This window comes from Oribacterium sp. FC2011 (assembly GCF_000701645.1).
Classification (GTDB): Bacteria; Bacillota; Clostridia; order Lachnospirales; family Lachnospiraceae; genus Oribacterium.
Map to the genome: position 1 here is coordinate 14,449 of NZ_JNJM01000006.1, position 21,595 is coordinate 36,043.

The 21,595-nt window shown below is 43.4% G+C and carries 12 protein-coding genes and 4 tRNA genes; 4 read left to right on the forward strand and 12 right to left on the reverse strand.

The genetic code is table 11. The features are described from left to right. The first annotated feature begins 259 nt into the window (after positions 1 to 259). Positions 260 to 4,642, forward strand: a complete 4,383-nt coding sequence (locus T357_RS0106080) for a 2-hydroxyacyl-CoA dehydratase (RefSeq protein WP_031549773.1) — start codon at positions 260 to 262, stop codon at positions 4,640 to 4,642. A gap of 622 nt (positions 4,643 to 5,264) precedes the next feature. Here the strand turns inward: T357_RS0106080 and glyA are convergent. After that, positions 5,265 to 6,518, reverse strand: a complete 1,254-nt coding sequence (gene glyA / locus T357_RS0106085) for a serine hydroxymethyltransferase (RefSeq protein WP_031549775.1) — start codon at positions 6,516 to 6,518, stop codon at positions 5,265 to 5,267. Between the two features lie 25 nt (positions 6,519 to 6,543). Beyond that, a complete protein-coding gene (recJ, locus tag T357_RS0106090; RefSeq protein WP_031549776.1) occupies positions 6,544 to 8,295 on the reverse strand; it encodes a single-stranded-DNA-specific exonuclease RecJ in 1,752 nt (583 codons plus the stop codon). A 118-nt stretch (positions 8,296 to 8,413) separates the two neighbouring features. Between recJ and T357_RS0106095 the strand changes: the two genes are divergently transcribed. After that, on the forward strand, positions 8,414 to 9,280 hold the full coding sequence (locus T357_RS0106095) for a CPBP family intramembrane glutamic endopeptidase (RefSeq protein WP_031549778.1): 867 nt from the start codon (positions 8,414 to 8,416) through the stop codon (positions 9,278 to 9,280). Positions 9,281 to 9,347: 67 nt separating this feature from the next. On the opposite strand, the gene T357_RS0106100 is transcribed toward T357_RS0106095, so the two are convergent. The 3 genes from T357_RS0106100 to pflB form a co-directional block, all read right to left on the reverse strand. Then, entirely contained in the window at positions 9,348 to 10,907 is a 1,560-nt protein-coding gene (locus T357_RS0106100; RefSeq protein WP_031549780.1) for a helicase HerA-like domain-containing protein, read from the reverse strand. A gap of 451 nt (positions 10,908 to 11,358) precedes the next feature. Beyond that, the gene (pflA, locus tag T357_RS0106105; RefSeq protein ID WP_197027307.1) at positions 11,359 to 12,096 is read right to left on the reverse strand and encodes a pyruvate formate-lyase-activating protein; all 738 of its coding nucleotides are present in this window, start codon (positions 12,094 to 12,096) and stop codon (positions 11,359 to 11,361) included. Between the two features lie 79 nt (positions 12,097 to 12,175). Next, on the reverse strand, positions 12,176 to 14,422 hold the full coding sequence (gene pflB / locus T357_RS0106110) for a formate C-acetyltransferase (protein WP_031549784.1): 2,247 nt from the start codon (positions 14,420 to 14,422) through the stop codon (positions 12,176 to 12,178). Between the two features lie 390 nt (positions 14,423 to 14,812). On the opposite strand from pflB, the gene T357_RS0106120 reads away from it, so the two are divergent. Together T357_RS0106120 and T357_RS0106125 are read left to right on the forward strand one after the other, a co-directional pair. After that, entirely contained in the window at positions 14,813 to 15,223 is a 411-nt protein-coding gene (locus T357_RS0106120) for an RrF2 family transcriptional regulator (protein WP_031549786.1), read from the forward strand. A 166-nt stretch (positions 15,224 to 15,389) separates the two neighbouring features. Beyond that, positions 15,390 to 15,463: transfer RNA gene (locus T357_RS0106125), tRNA-Arg, on the forward strand. A 101-nt stretch (positions 15,464 to 15,564) separates the two neighbouring features. Here T357_RS0106125 and T357_RS0106130 read toward each other — a convergent pair. From T357_RS0106130 to T357_RS0106160, 7 genes are all read right to left on the reverse strand, one after another. Next, positions 15,565 to 16,128 (reverse strand): DUF5662 family protein, encoded by a 564-nt coding sequence (locus T357_RS0106130; RefSeq protein ID WP_031549788.1) that lies wholly within the window; start codon positions 16,126 to 16,128, stop codon positions 15,565 to 15,567. An 86-nt stretch (positions 16,129 to 16,214) separates the two neighbouring features. Then, positions 16,215 to 16,538 (reverse strand): hypothetical protein, encoded by a 324-nt coding sequence (locus T357_RS0106135; protein ID WP_031549790.1) that lies wholly within the window; start codon positions 16,536 to 16,538, stop codon positions 16,215 to 16,217. 155 nt (positions 16,539 to 16,693) lie between these two features. Further along, complete coding sequence (locus T357_RS0106140) at positions 16,694 to 16,891, reverse strand: hypothetical protein (RefSeq protein WP_031549792.1); 198 nt, start codon at positions 16,889 to 16,891, stop codon at positions 16,694 to 16,696. Positions 16,892 to 17,159: 268 nt separating this feature from the next. Beyond that, positions 17,160 to 20,888 (reverse strand): EAL domain-containing protein, encoded by a 3,729-nt coding sequence (locus tag T357_RS20090; protein WP_049962310.1) that lies wholly within the window; start codon positions 20,886 to 20,888, stop codon positions 17,160 to 17,162. Positions 20,889 to 21,102: 214 nt separating this feature from the next. Beyond that, a tRNA-Ser gene (locus T357_RS0106150) sits at positions 21,103 to 21,188 on the reverse strand. 55 nt (positions 21,189 to 21,243) lie between these two features. Then, positions 21,244 to 21,317, reverse strand: a tRNA-Met gene (locus T357_RS0106155). Positions 21,318 to 21,368: 51 nt separating this feature from the next. Beyond that, positions 21,369 to 21,441 (reverse strand) — tRNA-Val (locus T357_RS0106160). Positions 21,442 to 21,595 lie beyond the last annotated feature (154 nt).

Genomic DNA, 21,595 nt, shown 5'->3' on the forward strand with positions numbered 1-21,595 from the left:
TTTCAATACAGTATATAAACACTTTGGGTGTTTTTCAAGACAAAAAAGACATTTATTCACAAAAGTTTTACATTATCACAGTTGAATGGCTCTTTTCTAAATGTTAATATAGGTCTTTAGTTTGTGCCTTCTAATAGGTAGAAAACAAAGTATCTGATTTGGCTGAAAAAGGAGACGGGGTTATCTCTGAAAGTCTTATTAAGATACAAGCCGGAAATGAATTACCGGTTCAAGGGATGTTATAAATGGGGTTTTATATATGCAGAGAAACAGACTTGGAATAGATATAGGTTCTACAACTGTTAAGATTGCGATTATGGATCAGGAGGATAAGCTTCTGTTTTCCGATTATAGACGTCACCATGCAGATATTCAGGGAACACTTGCGGATATTCTTGAGGAAGCAAAGAAACAGTTGGGGGAGATCAGTCTTTCTACAGTGATTACAGGGTCAGGAGGTCTTACCCTGAGTAAACACATGGACGCGGCTTTCTGTCAGGAGGTTGTTGCCGTTGCGACAGCATTAAAAGCATATCGTCCGGATACTGATGTAGCCATAGAGCTTGGTGGAGAAGACGCCAAGATCATATATTTCAAAGGCGGTATCGATCAGCGAATGAACGGTATCTGCGCCGGAGGAACGGGATCTTTCATTGACCAGATGGCATCACTTCTTCATACTGATGCCGCAGGACTTAATGTTCTCGCAAAAGACTATCAGATGATATATCCTATCGCTGCAAGATGCGGCGTTTTCGCAAAAACTGACATTCAGCCGCTTATAAATGAAGGTGCAGCCCGTGAGGATCTTGCAGCTTCTATTTTCCAGGCGGTGGTTAATCAGACTATATCGGGTCTTGCCCAGGGTAAGCCCATCAGAGGACACGTTGCATTTTTGGGCGGTCCTCTTCACTTCATGCCCGAATTAAGAAAAGCCTTTATACGCACTCTGAATCTGCAGGGTGATGAAATAATCGAGCCTGAAAACAGCCATCTTTTTGCGGCTATCGGCTCCTGCCTTAACTGTCCGGAGGAGGCAAAGGAAGAATCTGTCACCCAGCTTATCAATATGCTTCGTAACGGCATCAAGATGGATGCAGAGATAAAGAGAATGGATCCTCTTTTCGGGAATGAGAAAGAATATAAGGAGTTCAGTGCCCGTCATGATAAAGCAAAGGTTAAGACTGCCGATCTTTCACAGTACCATGGTAATGTTTATCTCGGTATAGATGCGGGCTCCACCACTACAAAGCTTGCCCTGGTATCCGAGGAAGGCGAACTTCTTTACAGATTTTACAGAAACAACAACGGTTCGCCTATCGCCACAGCGATAGAATCAATGAAAGAGATACGGGATCTTCTTCCGGAAGATGCCCGGATTGCCTACAGCTGTTCCACAGGATATGGGGAAGCTCTGCTTAAGTCTGCTTTCCAGCTGGATGAGGGTGAGGTTGAGACCATTTCCCACTACTATGCAGCTTCATTCTTTGACCCTAAGGTAGATTGCATACTGGATATCGGCGGACAGGATATGAAGTGCATCCGTATAAAGGATGGTACAGTTGATTCCGTGCAGCTTAATGAGGCCTGCTCCAGTGGCTGCGGTTCCTTCCTGGAGACATTTGCAAAATCCCTTGACTATTCGGTTATAGATTTTGCTCATGCGGCGCTTTATGCCGACAATCCTACGGACCTCGGTTCCAGATGCACTGTTTTCATGAATTCAAATGTAAAACAGGCACAGAAGGAAGGAGCAACTGTTAATGACATCTCCGCAGGTCTTGCATACTCTGTTATCAAGAATGCACTTTTTAAGGTTATAAAGGTTACCGAAGCCAAGGATCTGGGCGAACATATCGTTGTCCAGGGCGGAACCTTCTACAATGATGCCGTGCTCCGTGCTTTTGAGAATCTTCTGGGAGCTAATGTTGTAAGACCTGACATAGCCGGAATCATGGGCGCCTTTGGTGCTGCTCTCATAGCCCGTGAGAGATACCATATGGCAAATGAAAAGATCAAAAACATGAAGCCTACAGAGGAAATAAAAGTTCCACTCACAGCTTATGGCCGTGTTCAGACTACAATGCTTCCTCTTAGTGAAATCATTAACCTTAAATATACAACAAAGATGACCCGCTGCCAGGGCTGCAATAACCACTGCGTTCTGACAGTTAATCAGTTCGGTGCCGGACGTAATTACATTTCCGGAAACCGCTGTGAAAGGGGCTTAGGAAAAACCAAGATAAAGAGGGATATTCCAAACCTCTTTGAGTATAAGCTTAAGAGAATGTTCGACTATGAACCGCTGCCTCAGGACATCGCGGTTCGCGGTGAAGTAGGTATACCGAGGGTTCTCAATATGTATGAGAACTATCCATTCTGGGCTACCTTCTTCAGAGAATTAAAGTTCAGGACTGTACTCTCTCCTGCAAGTACCAGAAAGATTTACGAGCTTGGAATAGAAAGTATACCTTCAGAATCCGAGTGCTATCCTGCAAAGATCGTTCACGGACATATCGAATGGCTCATTAGAAACGGACAGAAATTCATATTCTATCCATGCATACCTTACGAGCGTAATGAAACACCCGATGCGGGCAACCATTACAACTGCCCTATGGTTACTTCCTATGCAGAAAACATTAAGAATAATGTTGAAGGCCTGGAAGATAATTCGGTTATGTTTATGAAGCCGTTCCTTGCATTTACTGATGAGAAAATCTGTACGGATCAGCTTGTAAGGATATTTATACATGGCGGCGAAATCGAGCGTTCCATCCGCCCTGTAGGTGAACTCACCGATAGTAAGATTGAAGAACAGTTTAAAGCATGGAATATTACTGAGGATGAGGTCAGGGCGGCCGCTCACGAAGCATGGCTTGAACTGGAACGTGCTCATACCGATATGCAGAAAAAGGGAGAGGAAACTCTTCACTGGATGAAGGAAACCGGTCACCGTGGAATAGTTCTTGCGGGAAGACCTTATCATGTGGACCCTGAGATACATCACGGAATTCCTGAACTTATCACAAGCTACGATTTTGCGGTACTTACGGAAGATTCTGTATCTCATCTCGCAGAGGTGGAACGTCCCATCATCGTTACAGATCAGTGGATGTATCACACAAGACTATATAGAGCTGCTGAGTTTGTAAAACACAGAGAAGACGTTGACCTTATACAGCTCAATTCCTTCGGATGCGGACTTGATGCTGTGACTGTGGATCAGGTCAGAGACATTCTTACCGGATCTGATAAGATCTACACTGTTCTTAAGATTGATGAGGTTAATAACCTCGGTGCCGCACGTATTAGAGTGAGATCTCTTATCGCTGCCATCAGAGTCCGGGATGAAAAGAACTATGTACGTAATATCCGTCCGGCTAATTATGAGCGAAAACTTTTCACCAAGGAGATGAAGGCAAAGAACTATACCATCCTTTGTCCTCAGATGTCTCCCATACATTTTGAGATAGTTGAAGCTGCCTTCCGTGCCGCTGGCTATAACCTTATAGTACTGAACAATGCAAACCGTTCAGCCATTGATACCGGTTTAAAATATGTTAACAATGATGCCTGCTACCCATCGATCATAGTTGTAGGACAGATCATGGAAGCCCTCAATTCAGGTAAGTATGATCCCAATGAGACTGCCGTTATCATGACCCAGACCGGAGGAGGCTGCCGTGCATCAAATTACATCGGATTTATACGCCGTGCCCTGGAACATGCGGGAATGTCACAGATACCTGTTATTTCCCTCAATACCAACAGCATGGAGTCAACTCCCGGATTTAAGCTTACTCTCCCGCTCTTGACAAGAGCTATGCAGGCAGTGGTTTACGGCGATGTATTTATGAGAGTCCTTTACGCTACAAGACCGTATGAGGCGGTTCCGGGATCTGCTGAAGCATTACACCAGAAGTGGCTTAAGGTCTGCAAGATGGCTGTCTCAAAGAAGACAACCTCCATGTCCCTTTTCAAAAAAAATGTAAAGGGAATCATAAGAGACTTTGATAATCTTCCTTTGAAGGAAGGTTTGGTTAAACCTAAAGTCGGTATAGTAGGTGAGATCCTTGTTAAGTTCTCTCCTCTTGCCAACAACCATATAGTTGAACTTCTTGAAAAAGAAGGTGCCGAAGCTGTAATGCCGGATCTTATGGATTTCCTGCTTTACTGCTTCTACAACCAGAATTTCAAATATGAGAATCTGGGTGCCGGATGGAAGGGAAAGGCATTATGCAACTGTGCCATAAACTTCCTTGAGTACTTTAGAAAGACGGCCCGTAAGGAATTTACCAAGTCCAGGAGATTTACTCCACCGGGAGAAATCAAGGAGCTTGCAAAGATGGCCAGAGAATATGTTTCCATCGGTAATCAGACAGGTGAGGGCTGGTTCCTGACCGGCGAGATGTTGGAGCTCATGGAGGAGGGTGTGAACAATATCGTCTGCACTCAGCCTTTCGGATGTCTGCCTAACCACATCGTCGGCAAGGGCGTCATCAAGGAGCTGAAGAAGCACAACCCTGATGCCAACATCATCGCCGTAGACTACGACGCAGGTGCTTCCGAAGTCAACCAGCTAAACCGTATCAAGCTGATGCTCACTGTTGCGCAGAACAAGCTGAAGGAGCAGGCGTAACACTTTGGCTCCCCGGCCAGAATTCGGTGGCCGGACGTGAATCCGGTCTCCAATGGCGCCTGTGGTTATTGGCAGCCGTCCAGAATTCGGCTTTCATGGCGACGGCCCACGGCGTTGAAAGTACATCTCATACGAAAAATCCGTGCAGATCGTACGCTTACGCGTTCGCTCTGCACGGATTTTTCTATTCGATGTTCTTTCAAGCCGCAAGCCTAGTCACCATTGAAAGCCGAATTCTTACTTTTGCGGAATAGCGCCATTGGAGACCGGACTCACTGTTATACACTTTCGTACCGGGCACCGAATTCTTCACTTTGTGTAGAGCAATAGTGCTAAGAGCTATCACGCCATGCATTTCTATGAGTAATATCTGTTCAGGTAACTTTTCGCATCAGCTTTCAAAAAAATAATGGAGTTACATGGTTTCGGGAGAGAAAGTCAGTGAAAACGGCGGTTCAATGGTGACTAGGCTTGCTGCTTGAAAGAACATGGAGCGAAAAAAGTCCACCAGGGATGAACACGTAAGTGTCCAGACCTGGTGGACTTTTTTTGCGGAATGTACTTTCAACGCCGTGAGCCGTCGCCATGAACCGCCGTTTTCACGTCCGGGTTGTAATAACTTTTAGCCTTCGTAAATCGGGTACTTGCGAGTGAGCTCGGCAACCTTGGCGATGACTTCTTCGCGGGAGTTCTCGAAATCGGTGGCAACCTTCCAGATACACTCGGCGATAGGCTTCATGTCCTCCTCCTTGAAACCTCTGGTGGTTACGGCAGCTGTACCGATACGGACACCGGAAGTAACGAAAGGTGAACGAGGATCGTTAGGAATAGCATTACGGTTAAGAGTGATGTGAACCTCGTCGCAGTTGTTCTGGAGAACCTTGCCGGTAAGCTCAGGGATATTTGTGAGGTCAACAAGCATTAAATGGTTGTCTGTGCCTCCTGAAACAAGCTTGAAGCCCTGAGCAACCATAGCCTCGGAAAGAGCCTTACAGTTCTTGACGATCTGCTCCTGGTAAGCCTTGAATTCAGGTTTTAAAGCCTCTCCGAAACAGATAGCCTTGGCAGCGATAACATGCTCGAGAGGACCGCCCTGGCATCCCGGGAAAACAGCCTTGTTGAAGTTGTACTGCTTTGCGATCTCTTCACTTGAAAGGATGAGACCTCCTCTTGGTCCGCGGAGAGTCTTGTGGGTTGTAGTGGTAACTACATGAGCGTAAGGGATAGGTGACGGATGAACTCCGGCTGCCACAAGACCTGCGATATGAGCCATATCAACCCATAAAACAGCGCCGCACTTATCTGCGATCTCACGGAATCTCTTGAAGTCAATGATTCTTGGATAAGCAGAAGCTCCGGCAATGATCATCTTAGGCTTCTCGCGAAGAGCTGTTGCCTCTAATTCATCGTAATCTATAAAGCCGTCAGCATTAACACCATAAGGAATGATATTGAAAAAACTGCCTGAGAAGTTTGCAGGTGAACCATGAGTAAGGTGTCCGCCGGCATCCAGTGACATTCCGAGGATCTTGTCTCCCGGTTTACAGATTGCCATGGTTACGGCCATATTTGCCTGAGCACCTGAATGGGGCTGAACATTGGCATACTCGCAGTTAAAAAGCTTCTTGGCTCTTTCGATGGCGATGGTCTCGATGTCATCTACGTGTACGCAGCCGCCGTAATAACGTTTTCCGGGGTATCCTTCAGCATATTTGTTTGTAAGGATCGTGCCCATAGCCAGCATGGATGTGTCTGACAGAATGTTTTCAGACGCTATAAGCTCGATGTTGTTCTGCTGACGGTCATACTCCATAGCAATCAACTTTCCAACCTCAGGATCAGCCTGGGTTATATAGTTCATCACTTCCTTGATCATAGTTACCTCCATAAGACATGATTTACTAAGGCTTCAACTGATAATCATCTATGATTATCTGAAGACTCTGAGTTCCATTATATTCATTAATCTGTGGATAGTAAACCACATCTATTTTTGTGCAGGTTTTCTTCTCTCTTAAAAATTCATCACCATTTGTAAATATCAACCCATCCATTAATGAACCGGTTTCTGACTGAAGTCTCATTTTTACAACATTTCTGTTTTTTCCAAAGACCCGACAGTCCGTAATTCTAAGGTTTTTTGTGGCAAAACAGGGTTTTTCGTTTCCTTTTCCAAAGGGCTCCAGTTTTTCGAAGTCGTGGATAAGGTTATTTGAAATATAATCAATCGGCATAGGGACGTCTATCCAGATTTTGTCAATGAGCTGGTCCGGACTCAGATTGCAAAGAGTGTTAAGCCTGGTTCTGAATTCGTCGATATCCTTTTCCAAAAGAGTGAATCCGCATGCCTGTGGGTGTCCACCCCATTTAACCAGCAGTTCGCTTACTTCCTGGAGATGCTCTGACATATTATAACCGTCAATGCTTCTGCCGGAGCCCTTTGAGAGAGCTTCACCGGCTTCTACGCCTTCAGCCTTTGTTATGACAAATGCCGGCCTTGAAAATCTTTCCCTTAATCGTCCGGCTACAATTCCGGCAAGGCTTTCATGGAGTTCCGGCAGATATATTACCAGCACGAACCGGTTTAAATAATTCTTTTCAACCATTTCAATGGCTTTGTTGGTTGCCTCTATGGTCATGGCTTTGCGGGATTCATTCAGCTCTTTTAGCTTTACGGCTTTCATAAGAGCCTTCTCTTCATCCGTGGTAAAGAAGAGATCCAAAGCAAGTTCTGCAGATCTGAGTCGGCCGCCGGCATTGATACAGGGACCAATAATAAATCCGATATGATATGTATTAAGGTGCTCCTGCTCCAGAAGATCCTGAACTTTAAGGAGAGCCCTCAACCCTTTATTTCCTGTTTGTTTGATCTGCTGGAGTCCAAATTTCACTATGGTTCTGTTCTCGTCCCGGAGATCCATAACATCACAGACCGTTGCAATGGCGGCGAACTCCAGAAAGTCATAGTACTCTTCCTCCGGAATAGTGTGATTCTGGTATAGCATGATGATGATCTTCCAGGCTACAACAGCTCCGCAGATATCCGGAAAAGGATAACGGCTGTCTTCTCTTTTGGCATCCACCACCGCACTTGCAGGAGGAAGAATGTCTCTGGATTCGCAGCCATAGTCCTCATCCTGTTTTTGTCTCACATCATGGTGATCTGTAACGAGGACGGTGAGTCCCAGATCTCTTGCGTGCTTCAGTTCCTCTATGGCAGCTATGCCGTTGTCGCAGGTGAGAATAACATCAACTCCGTCTTCTTTTGCTTTATCAATGATATTGACATTAATTCCGTAGCCGTCCTTTATACGATCCGGAAGAACATAATCCACCCTGGCCCCGAGTCTTTTCAGGCCGTTGACCAGAATATATGTTGCACATACGCCGTCAACATCATAGTCTCCCACAACCCGTATATGTTTTCCTTCCTTTATAGCCCTGTTGAGATGATTCATACATTTAATCGCATCAGGAAGAAAAAGAGGTGAATGAAGATCCTCCTCAAGGGAACCGTGAAGGTACTGTTCGATCTGCTTTTCCGAGTTAATGTCTCTGTTTCTCAGTATTCTTGCGGTAACCTGATCGATGCCGAATTTATCTGCAATGGCTTTGAAATCAGCCTTTTTATTGTAAAGAAACCATTTTTTCATATTATTTCCTTTTATGGTATAATGTTTAGCGAAAACCTTGTAAAGTATACCACAATAAATTGAAAGTTGTGGTAAATCAGAGGCTAAATTTAAACTAAAGAGTTGGAGACGACAGTGTATGACTTATCCGGTTAAAAGGTTGTTTTCGAAAATTGCCATTACCATTCTGGTATATGAGATCATATTTCAGATAGGTGGATCCTTCATGATGGAAGTTGGTTCCAATTTATACAGGGATCCTAATTTCTCCATGATGATTGCAGGTTTTGTGGCACTGACAGTTTCACTTTTGATGCTGGGGACCGAAAACATTCACGTAAGATACAAAAAGTTCAATATATTCACTTTTATTTATTTACTGTTTATCATCTTTGGTATCCAATGCTTAACCAACTATCTTATCGATCCCCTTGAGGATCTGCTGAAAAACTTCGGTTATTCTTTGGATAATGCCAAAGAAATCGCCACCGGTTCCGATATTCAGGATTTCTGGTCCATGATTTACGCCTTTCTTGCGGCTCCCCTTTTGGAAGAGTGTTTCTTTCGAGGAATTTTGTATGGACATTTCAGAAAGCATGGAAAAATATTTGCCATAACCATAACTTCATTGTTATTTGGCCTCATGCACTTTAATATTGTTCAGTTTATAGCTGCTGTTTTTATTGGAATTGTATTTGCCTGGATAAGAGAGAATTACGGTTTGAAATATTCCATTCTGATGCATATCGCCAACAATACGGTTGCCCTTTTACCGGTTTTGCTTTTTAGTGAATCAATGGCAGTTAATGTAGCATATTTTATACTTCTGTATGGCGGTGCCTTAATCCTTGTGATATCTGTTATTAAGAACTTTAAGGTGTTTCTCGATGACCTTGGTAATGAGTCTTCTTTAGGGCGAATGTATGCGCTGTGGTTTACAACTTTTTCAGTAATCATCGTAACGCTGCTTTGTCTCGCAATGACGTTCTATAGTGTAATGATTTAAACAACAAACGCTTCTGCCGATTATCCGATCGGTAGAAGCGTTTATTTTATAAGACTATACGGGATTTTTAACTCCTGAAGAAAGTATCCAGAAGACCTCTTCCGAGAGCGGCCCCGATATTACCGCCTACTCTCTTACCGAAAGTACCCAAGAAGGTTTTTCCAATTGCACCACCGGCTTCTCTTCCCAGTGTTCCTGCTGTTGAACGACCTACTGACTTAACAGCGGTCATTCTTCCTCTGTTTGCCTTTTCCTGAGCCTTTGCAAGGGCTTCTGCATCCTTTTCAGCCTGTTTCTCTGCTTCAATTCTGGCAGCTTCAGCAGTTGCTTCGTCAGTGAGCCTCTTGAAGAATTCATAAGCAGAATCTCTGTCAACTTCTTCGCTGTACTTTTCTGCAAAATCAGAAGAATTAATGACCATGAGCCTTGATGAATCATCAGCCGGTCCCATCAGTGATTGAGGAGGTAATACACGGCAGCGTCTTACATTATCAGGTTTTCCTTCTTCATCAAGGAAGGAGATTAGTGCCTCTCCGGTTCCAAGGTTCTGGAGAACTTCGACTGTACTGAAATTCTTATTCACTCTGAATGAATCAGCAGCAGCTTTTACCTTCTTTTCCTCTGAAGGAGTATAGGCATGAAGTGCATGCTGGATCTTATTTCCAAGCTGTGCCAGAACAGAATCCGGTACATCACTGGGATTCTGGGTTATGAAGAAAATGCCTACGCCTTTGGAACGTATGAGCTTAACCACCTGCTCGATCTTATCCACAAGAGCCTTGGGGGCATCATTAAACAGTAAATGAGCCTCGTCAAAGAAATAAACCATCTTAGGCTTTTCCCGATCGCCTACCTCGGGAAGCTGCTCAAATAGCTCGGATAACATATAGAGCATAAATGTAGCGTAAATGACAGGATTCTGCACGGTGCTTTCTGCTTCAAGTATGTTGATCATTCCTCTTCCGTCGCTGTCCTGTCTGAAAAAATCATGTATATCGATAGCAGGCTCACCGAAGAATTTATCTGCTCCTGCTGTTTCCAGCGCCACGATGGATCTGAGAATAGCATTGAGTGAAGCGGTGGTCATGTTCCCGTATTGTGAGCTGTATTTTTTGTTGTTCTGTGCTACATACTGAACCATGGAGCGAAGGTCCTTGGTGTCCAGCAAAAGAAGGTTTTCTTCATCTGCAATGCGGAAAATGATTGTAAGGATATTGGTCTGAAGATCTGTGAGCCCAAGGATACGGGAAAGTAAAGTGGGTCCGAATTCACTTACGGTGGTTCTCAGGGGTAGACCTTTTTTGCCGCTTATATCCCAGAATTGTGTAGGGAAGTTCTGATAAGTAAAGCCTTCTTTATCAAGGCCGAAATACTGAATGCGTTCCTGCATGTTTGCGTTGTCAACTCCGGGCTTGATCATTCCGGAAAGATCGCCTTTTATGTCGGAAAGAAATACCGGAACGCCCATGTTGCTGAATGATTCGGCAAGTACTTTTAATGTGATCGTCTTACCTGTGCCGGTAGCTCCGGCGATGAGTCCGTGTCTGTTGGCCATACGCGGCAGTATGCATACTTTTTCGTTGGTGTCCATGTCCAGGCCGGCCCAAATGGTGTTGTTATATAGCATATGTTCCTCCCCATGCTTTAAAATTCACTGAAATAACTAACTTTCATTTTATCACGGAGGGGATTGAAATGGTACAGAAAATGCAAGGGATGCGTGACGGATTACGATGTTGAAATGGTGCAGAAAATGCAGGGGATGCGTGACGGCCCACGGCGTTGAAAGTACATCTCATAAATAAATCCGCCCAGCTCGGACGCTTACGCGTTCGTTCTGTGCGGATTTATTTATTCGATGTTCTTTCAAGCCGCAAGCCTAGCCACACATCCCCTGCATTTTCTTTACTTTTCTAACTGTGCCACACATCCCTTGCATTTTCTTCCGTTTTCGCTACCGGAAGGTAAATGTGAAGTCCCTTTGATATTTATCGTAGCTGTTAGTTTAAATATGGGTTAGCAAAGTGGATTTTTTGCGTGTCATATGCCAAGCCCAACCCATTTGACGAATTAAAACCTTATCGTACCCCAAGAAGTTCTTCCGCGTGCTTTACAAGCTCCGGGGTCGGAGTGGGGGTGTCGGTAAGGGTGTATTTCAGGCCGAGTTTTTCGTATTTGTAGAGGGCGAGGGTGTGGTAGGGGAGGATTTCGACTTTTTTTACGGTTTTAAGGGTGTCGATGAAGGCTTTGGTGGCAATGAGTTCTTCGTCGGAATCGGTGAGACCGGGGACGAGGACGTGGCGGATCCAAAGGTCGACTCCCTGATCGCTAAGATAGGTACAGCAGTCAAGAATGTTTTTGTTGGTATGGCCGGTGAGTTTTTTATGTTTTTCGTCATCGATTTCTTTGATGTCGAAAAGGACTGTGTCGGTGACTTTTATGAGGCGGTTGAATTTACTGAAGAAGGGTTCTTCTCTTGTAAAGGGCTGTGCGGAGGTGTCAAGACAGGTGGATATGCCCATGGCTTTGGCTTTTTCAAAAAGGTCTATGACGAAGTCTATCTGTACCAGCGGATCTCCGCCGCTTACGGTTATGCCGCCCTCTTCGCCCCAGTATTCGCGGTATCTAACAGCATTCTGAAGAATTTCGTCTGCGGTCCGCATATCAGCGCTTGTGAAATCCCAGGTATCGGGATTGTGGCAATAGCGGCATCGCATATTGCAGCCTTTGAGGAATACTATATATCTTACTCCGGGACCATCTACAGATCCGAAGGTTTCAATGCTGTGGATCGCGCCTTTGATTGCTTCTGCCATATGTTTTTCCTCCATTTGCGATAAAAAAAGCCGCCACTTCCGATGAAAGCGGCGGTTAGTTTTCAAGGTTATATGTGAATTAAAGTGCCTTGTGCTCTGTTCTTGAAATTACGTCAAGCTGCTGCTCTCTTGTAAGGTCAATGAACTTAACGGCATAACCTGATACGCGGATAGTAAAGTTAGCGTATTCAGGTTTCTCGGGGTGTTCCATGGCATCCTTCAGTTTCTCAACGCCGAAGACATTGACATTAACATGGTGAGCGCCCTTTGCGAAGTAGCCATCCATAACTCTTACAAGTGTTGTAGCCTGCTCATCCTCGCTGTGTCCGAGTGCTGCAGGGTTGATGGTCTGGGTATTGGAAATACCATCAAGTGCGTACTCGTATGGCAGCTTTGCTACAGAGTTAAGGGATGCAAGAAGACCTGAGTTCTCTGCACCGTAGCTTGGGTTTGCTCCCGGTGAAAGCGGAGCGCCTGCAGGACGTCCGTCAGGCATAGCACCTGTTGCCTTTCCATACACTACGTTTGAAGTGATGGTAAGGATAGAGGTTGTAGGCTCTGAATCTCTGTAGGTGTGGTGCTTCTTTATTTTTGTCAGGAAGGTCTTCAAAAGGTTAACTGCTATATCATCTGCACGGTCGTCATCATTACCATACTTAGGGAAGTCACCTTCCACTTCGTAATCAATTACGAGGCCATCCTCGTCACGTACAGTCTTAACCTTGGCGTACTTGATGGCAGAAAGTGAATCAACTACATGTGAGAAGCCGGCGATGCCTGTTGCAAAGGTACGGCGTACATCTGTATCAATGAGAGCCATCTCCGCAGCCTCATAGAAGTACTTGTCGTGCATATACTGGATAAGGTTGAGAACGTTTACGTAAACTCCTGCAAGCCAGTCCATCATCTGGACATACTTGCGGCAAACCTCATCATAGTCAAGATACTCTGAAGTGATAGGCTTGTACTCAGGACCTACCTGCTCCTTTAACTTCTCATCAACACCGCCGTTGATAGCGTAAAGAAGGCACTTTGCAAGGTTTGCACGGGCGCCGAAGAACTGCATCTCCTTACCGGTCTGTGTAGCTGATACACAACAGCAGATTGAGTAATCATCGCCCCATACAGGTCTCATAACATCATCGTTCTCGTACTGGATGGAAGATGTTGTTACAGAGATCTTTGCGGCATACTTCTTGAAGGTTTCAGGAAGTCTCTTTGTATAAAGTACTGTAAGGTTTGGCTCAGGTGCAGGTCCCATGTTCTCAAGAGTGTGAAGGAAACGGAAATCATTCTTTGTAACCATTGAACGGCCGTCCTGACCCATACCTGCAACCTCAAGTGTAGCCCAGACCGGGTCACCGGAGAAGAGCTGATTGTATGAAGGAATTCTTGCGAACTTAACCATACGAAGCTTCATTACAAAGTGGTCGATAAGCTCCTGAGCTTCCTGTTCTGTTAGAGTTCCTTCTGTAAGATCTCTGTTAATGTATATGTCAAGGAAGGTTGACACACGGCCTACTGACATTGCTGCACCGTTCTGTGTCTTGATGGCAGCGAGGTAACCGAAGTAAAGCCACTGTACAGCTTCCTTTGCATTCTTTGCGGGAAGGGAAATGTCATAACCATAGGATGCAGCCATCTCCTTCATCTGACGGAGAGCTCTCATCTGATCTGCGATCTCTTCTCTCTGGCGGACAACATTGTCTGTCATGGTTCCGTCGCCGCAGTTATCAAAATCCTTCTTTTTCTCTTCGATAAGGAAGTCTATACCGTAAAGAGCGATTCTTCTGTAGTCGCCGACGATACGTCCACGGCCGTATGTATCGGGAAGACCTGTGAGGATATGGGCATGACGAACCTTTTTCATCTCAGGTGTATACGCATCAAATACGCCCTGATTGTGTGTCTTATGGTACTCTGTAAATATTTTATGAAGAAGAGGATCGGGAGTGTAACCATAAGTTGTACAAGCCTGCTCTGCCATCTTGATACCGCCGTATGGCATAAATGCTCTCTTGAGAGGTTTGTCTGTCTGAAGACCTACTACCTTCTCTTTGTCTTTTGAATCAGCGGTAATGTAAGCAGCGTCATAAGCTGTGATACCGGAAACCACCTTTGTTTCCATATCGAGAACGCCGCCCTTTGCTCTTTCTTCCTTCTGTAATCCCTGAACCTCATTCCAGAGATCCTTTGTTGCCTCTGTTGGTCCCTGCAGGAAGCTTGCATCACCATCATATGGTGTATAGTTGTTCTGGATAAAAGAACGAACGTTAACATCGCTTGTCCAGTGTCCGGCGTTAAAGCCTCTCCATTCCTCTCTCATGTCTTTTCCTCCAATATAATAATTGTTTTTTGATTATCAGACCCTTTTTCCGTTGGCTGTGTTCTGCCTACGGACTCCTCCTCTATCTGACACATCAATATTAACCCCTTACCTGAAGCAAAAATGTTGCCCAAGCAACAAATACTGAATTTTGTATACGAGGGAATTACTGCTTCAAGCATCGAAAGTATATTATCTTGACAATGTTTAGTCAATATAGTAAAAGTTCATATCGCAGATGTTTTCCTATAAAAACAATAGGAATTACTGTTATTGTATTTACTTAAAAACGTACATTTCCCATGCCTTGAATAATGCCTAGTGATATGCTAGGATTATTTAGAGTATAGGCATCAGCTATGCTTTTAGTAACTATGGAGGATTTTTTATATGATGATTTCCACAAAGGGTCGTTATGCTCTTTCGACTCTGATAGACATTGCCCAGAACTATGACGGAGTAACTCCGGTCAGCATCAAGGAGATTTCAGAACGTCAGGGGATTTCCATAAAATATCTGGAGCAGATCATTTCTCTTATGGTAAAGGGAGGTTTTTTGAAATCAATCCGTGGGGCTAAAGGCGGATATCTTTTTACACGTCCGACAGATGAGATAAAGATTGGTGAGATCCTTGACGCAGCCGAAGGAAGTCTCGCACCGGTGGAGTGTGTCAGTGGATCCTCTTCCTGCTCAAAGTCTGCCAGTTGTCTCAAATTTCCTTTGTATAAGAAGATAGACGAGGCGATTTATGAGGTTGTTAACAAATATACCCTGTATGATCTGGTTAATGACAGGATTTGATATCATCTTGGTTCATCATTATTTTTGTTTTTAGATTGATTAATCATATGGATTAAAAAATTTTTCACGTTTATCGCAACAAAATTCATTTTATCCTTGACTTTCATCTTTTAATTGAGTATTATTACACACGTCTTTAAGAAAGAGTTCTGAGAGACAATGAGATGCGTGCGTAGCTCAGCTGGATAGAGCGTCTGGCTACGGACCAGAAGGTCGTGGGTTCGAATCCTGTCGCACGCAGATTAAAGCGAGTCTTCTGACTCGCTTTTTTGATGGTTAGAATATCCACCGGGGGCGGATCTCGCCGGCGAGAACCGTCCCCAGTGGATAAAGGCACATGATCAGAAGTGATCATGTGCCTTTTTTCTTCTCTGTATTTCTTTCTTTAAATATGAAAATGTCTTCTCCTCTCCTTCTGTTTTGAGCATCCACAGAAGCTCACTGATCTCTTTTCTGGTTTCGTTTTCTAAAAGGAGGGAGTCTTTCGTCGGAAGGAAGTATTCCCATGGGTAACCATCGTTATAGTCTTTTCCTTTGTACACTTTTGCTGCAGCAACACGGTCACAGAACATTTCCGCCACATATCTGTAGGGCATTCGGCAGCCTACCATGAACCCCTTTTTTTCCAAGTCATAATCGCACCAGTATTCAAAATGGTGTTTGTTACGGCCCTTATGATGAAGCCAGGCTTCACAAACTCCTGTTTCAAGTCTTTCTGCAGTATTCGGACTTCTGTTGCCCTGATAGTAAAAGATGCCTGTCTTAAATTCTGTCCAGGTGTATTTGGAGAGGTCATGAAGCAGCCCCTGCTTATAAAGCCCTACCCGGAAACAATTTTTCATCACTTCAAATTTATGTTTGTTTATAGTTCTGAAGTGTTTTAATGCATTTCTGAAATAATTCATATAAACGCCTCATTCCGCCTGTTTTCCCGGCGCACAGGTAGTAATAAACAATATTTTACAGCAGGCGCCTATTGAGAATTAATATATTAAAACTCTTCAGTAAGCATATGATTTGCTTTTTTATGATCTCCAAGTTGTATGAAATAATCATATAGGAAGTCTCTTTGACGATTCGTTAATGGTCTGATATGTGTTGCAGAGATTTCCTGCTTTCCGGGGTCATGTATGAGGCAATACCCTTTATCACAAAGAAAGTCACGCTCATTTGCGCAGTATCTTTCGCAGAATTCATGATACCAACCCTTTGACCGGATTATTTCTTCGGCTCCGGTAGTGTGCTCGCCCCAATCATACTGAGTGAAGGTGCCATCAGGTGAAACCCATCCGAGAACAGCTTTGGAATCATACATAGCTTGACCTCCTTTGGTCAGATATAAGATATTTTATAGAAGAGTTTTTTAGATATTTCCATCATATCACACTTGTATAAAAAAAGAAGCTTATGTTTATCTTCCGGATTTCACTAAGATAAACATAAACCTCTTTACAATCTATAATGCAAGTATTACTTGGTAACCTCTGACCATGAACCCTTCATGCCGATGGAACCAAATTTACATGGATTAACCTTAGAATAGAAATGCTGCTTTCCGCTGTCATCAATAACTGATACACAGAACTGGTTCATATCCTCAACTTCATAAGTCTTTCCGTTTGTAAGTCCGTTTACGAAGCTTGCTCCTCTGTACAATAACCTAGTCATTACTCTTTACTCTCCTTATACACACATGTAATCGTTACTATTCCCCAAAAAACATTCCCTATTATATCGTTAAAAAAATATTATTCAACTATAAATTTAATTATATAAAAATTATAGAAGAAATCTTAGATAGGTATAAATATAATTAATTCAAATAATTTAATAAGAAGAATCAAAAAGAATATATAAGAGAACAAAGGCAGGGGTCAAATCCCCTGCCTTGGCAATTTGGAAACCCGATAAAACATGGGCGTCCATTAATATCGGTTTACTTGTTCACAACTTCACAATGAACAAAACATGTATTGGGTATATCAGTCGGTGATGCTGTAATGTTAATCCACTGGTAAGAAGCGCCATCATAGAGCTTGGTTCTGATATATTCTCCCTTTGCGGCTCTTGAGATAAGGCTTATACATTTCTTATCCGTGTTAGGGAATACCTCATAATAGCCCTTCCCCAATAACTGTTCTCTTGTTCTGCCGGTCAGCTCGCAATATGCCTTGTTGACAAATATATAGATGATATCCGTTGGATCAGTGCTTCCCTCAATGTATTTCGGAGTTGCCATAAAGCCCGGGAATGGTATATCACTGTAGGGATCAGGAACTATTTCAAGCTTCACTCTTGCGCTGGAATCTCTGCCCTTCTGACCGGTATGCATCTTTTTATTGGTCAGTTCGACAATATTCTCAAAATCATCCTTTTCAGATGCGGAGGTTGTTCCGTAATGAGCAACCAGCCTGCAGCTGCGGCCGTCTATTTCTGTAATGTTATTTACAGATGTTACGCAATCAGAAACATGATCCAAAACCTCACTGATAGGAATTCCTTTTTCGCAGATTCCGAAGGTTGAACCTTCATTTCTTGAAATAGCGGCAGTTTTTCCAAAGGCTGCCTTGACCCTGTCCGCAAGTATACCCAGTAATTTATGGGCAACAGTTTCTCCGTAATCATGGAGTACAGCATTGTAGCCCTCCACATATAATGAGGTGTAGCAATACTCTTCTCCATTGGTCTTAAAATTATTTTCAAGTTCAATGATGGCCGCCTGCATGCCCTGGGCATTCATGACTCCTGTTATAGGATCCATGAACCTGTCATCTCTGGATGCACCATCTGCTATGATATCTTCATCGGCGTCAACAAAATATCCCACCAGACCCACAATCTTATTGTCATGGTATATAGGTATCTTGGAAGCAACTATGTTGTGAGATCTGCCATTTATGATGTTGATGGTAGATTTATTATATACGGCAGTACCTTTTGAAAGGAGGTCATGTTCGTCAGACTCAAATGGAGTATCGTTAAGATGCCAGCCGATTTCTTCGTCGGTCTTTCCCACTATATCGTCCTTTGAATGGAATCCGTAATAATTATAAAAGGCTTTGCTTGCTCCCAGGAATCTCCTTTCAGTATCCTTCCAGAACAGCTTCAGATTACCCTCATTGATAAAGGAAGCCCAGATGTCCGAGTTGAAGTTATCGCTATCATTAAGCTTCAGATATCCATAGTCAAGTATACGTCTTATATAGTCCTTTTTTTCCTGAGAATCCAGCTGATCTATATAGGCAGGCTTGATGCAAAGGAGCAGTCTTTCATTTTTGGAGTCACTAAGCTTTTCTACCATCGCCTCTATCCAGGAATAGTTACCTTTAGCATTCTTTATCAAAAAGATTTCAGAAAAGAAGCCTCTGCAGGATTTTCTGATTCTGTCAAGAAGATAATCCTTATCGGAAAACCGATTCCATTTTTCATGATCATCAAAGAAGATATTAAGCTTGATGCCCAGCTCCTTCAGCATATCCAGAGAATCGTACCGGTCTCCCACAGACTCACCAACGAGATTGGAGGTCAGTACATTGATACTGTCAGTTGTTACATCCAGTACATAGACATTATCATACATAGCTGCCAGGTTTCTGAGATCTCTGTCGGACTGGTTTGCCTCCTCCAGCTTCTCATATATTTCGCTGCTGATGGTGGCTGATAAAATATGTCCTTCACGGGATGCGGCTACAGCCTCAAAGGATAACAGGAAATATCTGCCATTGTATACAAATGTCGTCATATCCATTTTTCCGCTCGATATGACTTTATCAGCCAGATTCTGGAAAATATGATATATCGTATCTTTGCTGAGAGATGTGCCTTTATCAATGGTTCCGGTGGAAGTAAATGAAATGTCGGCAACATGCTCGATATAGGCAGTATTTTTATATACAACAGAAAAATCTTGTCCATCATAAAAGTATAAAGCAAGCGGTAAGGACGAAACCACATCGATCATTCCTGCTTTCTGATAAAGAGAATAAAGCTCTCTGGTTTCCATGAGCATACCCTTTTCTTCGCGGAACTTTTCTGCTTCGCCGTAAGGCATGGGTTTACCGTAATAGTATCCCTGGATGCGTTCGCAGCCTATATCCCTCAGGAAATCCGCATGCTCCTTTGTTTCCACACCTTCGGCAAGTGTATGCATGCCCAGATTTTTGGCCATTTTCACTGCCATGGTAACAATGGTTTTGGACTTTTCGTTAAAGTTCCTGAGGAAACCCATATCTATTTTGATTTCGTCAAAATCAAAATCCTTCAGTATGTTTAATGAAGAGTAACCGCTTCCGAAATCATCCATATACACTTCGAAACCTGCAGCATGGAATTTGCTTATAGCTTCACGTATCTGTTCCCGGTCTGTCATGATCGCAGTTTCCGTTATTTCTATACAGATAAGATTTCTTCCGACTCCATGTATATCACATTCGTTTGAAATGATCTCTACCGGGTCGCAGTAATCGAAATCGGATCTGGATATGTTAACAGAGACAGGAACTGTGGGAAGACCTGTCTTCTGTCTTTGCTGCAGCATGGTAATGGCTCTTCTTGCGATGTACATATCAAGCTTATAAGAAAAACCATTGTCCTCAAGAATCGGGATAAAATCTCCGGGAGATAAGAATCCGTGTTCCGGATCTATCCATCTTGCCAATGCTTCATATCCGCATATCTGCTCGGTATAGGTTCTGATGACAGGCTGATAATAAGGCTCTATCCAGCCTTCTGATGTAGCCCTGTCGATATTTGTCAGAATATAGTTCTTTTTGGATATGGAGTGTTCGATATCATTGTCATACCAGACGTAGGTGGAATTTACTGCTGAGGATAATGTATCTGCCGCGACTTTTGCATTGTCACAGGCTGTTTCTGCACTCACATCGTCTCCATAAAGGGAAAGCCCCATCCTTACAGACAGAGTTTTACCGTTATTAAGCTCCTTTAGTTCATTTATGATACTGTCCAGTTTGTCCTGAAGACTCTCTTTATCGGTATATACATAAAAGTGGTCTTCGCCAAAACGAGAACAATGTTTAAGTCCGAAGCATTTTACCAGAAGCTGGGCAAAGGAAATAAGCAGTTTGTCACCTTCCTCCATCCCGTAACGTTTATTGAAACGTTTCATGGCGATGAGGTTAAGAGCTATGATAACAGGGGTCATGTTCTTCTCAAGGAGTTCTGCGGCGTAGTCATTTGCAAGATTGAAAAAACTGCGTCTTCTGGTTAGTCCTGTGAGAGATTCGGTTGAATACTTATATTGATTAACAAACATCAAAACAACAGGCGTTTCGCCTTCGCCTGCCGCATCAAGATAATTGCAGTGACAGACTACATAAATAGGCTTGCCGCCTTTGGTGCTCATTCTGAAATTTTTCTGGACGAAAAGTTCATCTGAAGATGACAAACGCATATAAAGGTTGTTTCGTACCGTATCATAATCTTCAGAATAAGCGATTCCCTTAAAAGAGTTGCCAGTCAATTCCAGAAAATCAGTTTCATCTTCATAGCCTAACAGTTTAATTAAGGACTTATTTGCATAAACCAGCTCTTCCTTATCCCATTCAGCTTTAAAAATCAAAATACTGCCGGACTGCCTGGCAAGATTATCAAGAATATATTTACTTGCGTTAGATATATTTGTGATATCAGTGATTGATTTCATACTAACGATACCTCATTATATAGATTCCCAAAGAGGTTGTCGACAGGTTTTATGATAAAGATAATTGTTTTGACGAAAAGGAGTTATTTTAATGGAAGTATTTCAGTGAAGACTAATGGAAGAATTCCATCGGTGATAGTTCTCTACGGCGAGAACCTTCACCGGTGGAAAAAACAGGCAGGAAAGCCTGTTGACTTTCCTGCCTGTTACGGAGCGCAGAGGGTGGGGTTCGAACCCACGTGCCCTTGCGGACAAACGGTTTTCAAGACCGCCTCGTTATGACCACTTCGATACCTCTGCATATTCTTTTAAGTTATAAGAGCGTTGGATTTAATCCAACGCTCTGAGCCCTTAATAGCGAGAGGGGGATTTGAACCCTCGACACCACGGGTATGAACCGTGTGCTCTAGCCAACTGAGCTATCTCGCCATATGATTCTCGACCCAGGCCGCGCATAAAGCGCAGTCCAGACCGAAGACGTGGGGCCTACAGGGCTCGAACCTGTGACCCCCTGCTTGTAAGGCAGATGCTCTCCCAGCTGAGCTAAGACCCCGTCTATCACCTTTCGAAAAATTCTTTCTTTCGGCGACTCGTATATATTACTAAATCAATCTTTTGTTGTCAACAAACTTTGACAAAAAAATCAAAATAATCCGTATAAATAATTATTAAAGCAATATACCGACGCCAATAACTAAAGCACATTG

Coding starts and splice junctions, on each gene's coding strand:
- T357_RS0106130 (WP_031549788.1), bottom strand. CDS start 16,128: ATGAATTATTTCAGAAATGCATTAAAACACTTCAGAACTATAAACAAA.
- T357_RS0106080 (WP_031549773.1), top strand. CDS start 260: ATGCAGAGAAACAGACTTGGAATAGATATAGGTTCTACAACTGTTAAG.
- recJ (WP_031549776.1), bottom strand. CDS start 8,295: ATGAAAAAATGGTTTCTTTACAATAAAAAGGCTGATTTCAAAGCCATT.
- pflA (WP_197027307.1), bottom strand. CDS start 12,096: ATGGCAGAAGCAATCAAAGGCGCGATCCACAGCATTGAAACCTTCGGA.
- T357_RS0106135 (WP_031549790.1), bottom strand. CDS start 16,538: ATGTATGATTCCAAAGCTGTTCTCGGATGGGTTTCACCTGATGGCACC.
- pflB (WP_031549784.1), bottom strand. CDS start 14,422: ATGAGAGAGGAATGGAGAGGCTTTAACGCCGGACACTGGACAAGCGAT.
- T357_RS0106140 (WP_031549792.1), bottom strand. CDS start 16,891: ATGACTAGGTTATTGTACAGAGGAGCAAGCTTCGTAAACGGACTTACA.
- glyA (WP_031549775.1), bottom strand. CDS start 6,518: ATGATCAAGGAAGTGATGAACTATATAACCCAGGCTGATCCTGAGGTT.
- T357_RS0106095 (WP_031549778.1), top strand. CDS start 8,414: ATGACTTATCCGGTTAAAAGGTTGTTTTCGAAAATTGCCATTACCATT.
- T357_RS0106100 (WP_031549780.1), bottom strand. CDS start 10,907: ATGCTATATAACAACACCATTTGGGCCGGCCTGGACATGGACACCAAC.
- T357_RS20090 (WP_049962310.1), bottom strand. CDS start 20,888: ATGAAATCAATCACTGATATCACAAATATATCTAACGCAAGTAAATAT.
- T357_RS0106120 (WP_031549786.1), top strand. CDS start 14,813: ATGATGATTTCCACAAAGGGTCGTTATGCTCTTTCGACTCTGATAGAC.